Source organism: Bacillus sp. C30 (assembly GCF_040838255.1).
GTDB lineage: Bacteria > Bacillota > Bacilli > Bacillales > Bacillaceae_G > Bacillus_A > Bacillus_A mycoides.
The window spans coordinates 1-2637 of record NZ_JBFPJH010000413.1 but is presented as its reverse complement, the minus strand read 5'-3'; the positions used below and the strand labels follow the sequence as shown (position 1 = coordinate 2637).

The 2637-nt window shown below is 34.1% G+C and carries 1 protein-coding gene and 1 pseudogene; one reads left to right on the top strand and one right to left on the bottom strand.

Features of this window, described 5'->3' with window-relative positions; genetic code table 11:
- Nucleotides 1–311: 311 nt before the first annotated feature.
- Nucleotides 312–1157, bottom strand: a complete 846-nt coding sequence (locus tag AB3X49_RS21055; protein ID WP_002086674.1) for a DUF72 domain-containing protein — start codon at nucleotides 1155–1157, stop codon at nucleotides 312–314.
- A 160-nt stretch (nucleotides 1158–1317) separates the two neighbouring features.
- Here AB3X49_RS21055 and AB3X49_RS21050 point away from each other — a divergent pair.
- A pseudogene (locus tag AB3X49_RS21050) lies at nucleotides 1318–2583 on the top strand (ATP-binding protein).
- Nucleotides 2584–2637 lie beyond the last annotated feature (54 nt).

Sequence of the window (2637 nt, the reverse complement as noted above, 5' to 3'; positions counted from 1 at the left end):
GTTTTGTTCATCCCCCACTGATTATTAGCCTTCACCAATCGGGCGTTTACGGGCAGCAGGGCTCCCACCTAACTTCTTTGCTTCAGCCGAATTTTGAGGTAGGAGTTTTACTGCCGCAAATAGCGGGATAAAAAGTTTTTTACTTATTTTCCGAAAAACCATTGACAATGATAATGATAACCATTATCATTTATTATGAAGCCAACAATTGATGAATCAACCAAACTCTCAGTTACATTGTTACCCCTCTTTTTCATATAGAAAGGCACTGTACATTCCCCCTGTTTGTACAGTGCCTTTCTTGTTTATCATCATTCAAACAAATTTAATTGCTCAGGCTTCGGCTCACCATATGTAATGTTCATCATTTTCATAAGCTGTTTCGCATTATCCGCTGCATCTCCGCCCGAATTATTATTAAACAATACAAATATATCCTTCGTCTTCTTTTTCAATCGCTCTAATCGTTCTACCCATTCCGCCAATTCTTTACTATTATAACGATATAAACAGCGAACCGCTCTCCAATTTTCTCCTTTATCCAGCCAACCATGAACATTTCGGCCATGAAAACGTATTAATGCCATGTCCGAGTTTGTTGCCTCTAATATAAGCGGTACTGATCCTATTCCAGCCTGAGGCTCATCGCAAATTGTATGAATCCAGTTTTCTTTTTCTAAAAACTGTAACGTCTTATCTCTCATTTCTGGATAAAACCATGTTTGATTTCGAAATTCTATTGCACATGGTAAATCTTCCATTTTTTCTTTCGTGTATCGAAGTAAATCTACATTTTTCACTTTACAATCAAACCATGGTGGATATTGAAATAAAATCATTTTTAATTTATTTGCTTCTATTAAAGGAAGAATGGATTGTTTATACACATCAAACATCTCATCGAACGTAGAAAAAGGGATTTCCCCTTTCATATGTCCTGTCATTCCTTGATAGGCTTTTACTATAAAAGAAAAATCTTTCGGCGTTTCCATCGCCCATTTTGTATAATTCCGCGCAGGTTGTATCGCATAAAATGAACTATCTACTTCCACAATGGGAAAATGCTCACTATAAGTTCGCAATTTATTTCTATTTTCATAGGGATTTATATATAAAGAATCATGATCTCCCCACCCTGTCACTCCAATGAAAAGCAAATATATACCTCCCTTTTTAACTTCACCTTCTATCCATTCTACTCACTTCCCGGACATTTCAGCTAATCAATTTCATTAAGTAGCCCCTTCTTTAAGAGTATCCGTATAAAAATATGATATACTAAATGGAAGAATTTTTAAATTGAGGGGCTATTTATTTATGCTTCCAAACGATGATATTGTATCTCATGAAAAACGAATAGAAGAACTAGAAAATAAAGTGCGGTTATATGAAGAGCTTGTGAATCAATTACCACATCATTTCACATACAAAAATCCACATATTGGTTTACAAATAAAGAAAACGAGAACGACTCATTCCATTCAAAACATACAAAAAGAGAATAAAAAGGCTGATTTTCAACTTACTTGCGATTCATTATTTTTATTTGAACAACTTGAAACATACTTTGTTCATATTTTTGATGCTTTTTCACATCATGTCACCTTTGTTGATAGTAAAGGAAATATAACTTTATGTAATCAAGCTGCAGCAGATGATTTTGGTGTAGTACGAAATGATATAATTGGAAAGCCAATTCAACAATTACTAAACTTGCCAGAAGAACAAATTAAAGCGATTGAAACATTAAGAACAGGAACAGAAATATATAATGAAGAAGTGTTAGACAAAAACTATGGTATTTTAAACAATCGAATTATTCGGGATTATAACGGAGAGATTTTTAGAGTTATTAGTGTCTTCCATTATTTAAACACAGAACGTGATGCAGAAAAATTTTCATTAGCAGGACGAATCGCAGCTGGGATTGCTCATGAAGTACGAAATCCCCTTACAACGGTACGTGGATACTTGCAATTTCTACAAGATAACGTTTCTCCATCCAATAAAGAATTGTTTAAAAGTCTACTCATTCCTGAACTAGATCGTGCAAATAGTATTATCACAAAATTTTTAGCCATTTCAAAAACGCGTGAATTTACTAGAGAACCTTTTCCCATCAATACGTTTTTACGCGAATATATTCAACAACTACTTGCTAGTGAAGGTTTTTTACACAACATTTCTATTGACTATGAATTTTCTACGGAATTAGATGGTGTACTTGTCAATATCGATCGTCATGAACTTGTGCAAGTTTTTTAAAATTTATTTCAAAATGCTATCGATGCTCGAGGCGAAAGACCTCTTTCCATTCAAATCTCTAGTTATCGCCTAGATAACTTTGTTCGGATTACTTTCACAGATAACGGAACTGGGGTTCCTCCAGCTATTCAAGAATATATCTTTGATCCATTCTTCTCAACAAAAGATTCAGGAACAGGACTGGGCTTGTCAGTAACGAAGAAAATTATTCAAAATCATAACGGTACATTAAAAATGTCTAGTAATCAAAACGGTACAACTTTCACTATTTCTATTCCAATTTTACCTAAAGCGAACTATGAACGAATTAATCATTAAAAAGGTTGGGCTGTTCCACGAACTGCACGCAAATTGTTAGATATAATCTAACAA